The organism is Adlercreutzia sp. DFI.6.23 (genome assembly GCF_024462535.1).
Taxonomy (GTDB): domain Bacteria; phylum Actinomycetota; class Coriobacteriia; order Coriobacteriales; family Eggerthellaceae; genus Adlercreutzia; species Adlercreutzia rubneri.
In genome coordinates this window covers 1-298 of the sequence record NZ_JANGBP010000564.1, presented here as the reverse complement: position 1 = coordinate 298, position 298 = coordinate 1, and the positions used below count along the sequence as shown (strand labels likewise).

Sequence of the window (298 nt, the reverse complement as noted above, 5' to 3'; positions counted from 1 at the left end):
GTCCACGAAAATGGGCATGGCCGTCATGTGGTTCACGGGGATGTCGAAGAAACCCTGGATGGCGTCCTGGTGCAGATCCACCGTGATGATGTTGTCGATGCTGGAGACCTCGAGCAGATCGGCCACGAGCTTGGCCGTGATGGGCTCGCGCGGGGCGGCCTTGCGGTCCTGACGGGCGTAACCGTAGTGCGCGAGCGAGACCTTCGACGTGAACGACGCCCTCATGGAGCTGCTCATCATGGCCGATGCCGCCAAGCGCGCAAGCGCCCGCTCCATCTCGGCGGTCATCGCGCACTAC

The 298-nt window shown here is 64.1% G+C and carries 2 protein-coding genes; one reads left to right on the top strand and one right to left on the bottom strand.

Annotated elements, in window-relative coordinates:
- Positions 1-225: ribose-phosphate pyrophosphokinase-like domain-containing protein (locus NE591_RS14610; RefSeq protein WP_256157028.1), on the bottom strand; the 225-nt coding region annotated here is incomplete at its 3' end.
- Here NE591_RS14610 and NE591_RS14605 point away from each other — a divergent pair.
- A partial coding sequence (locus NE591_RS14605; RefSeq protein ID WP_371130636.1) for a ribose-phosphate pyrophosphokinase-like domain-containing protein occupies positions 224-298 on the top strand: 75 nt, incomplete at its 3' end. The two genes, NE591_RS14610 and NE591_RS14605, sit on opposite strands and share 2 nt — an antisense overlap.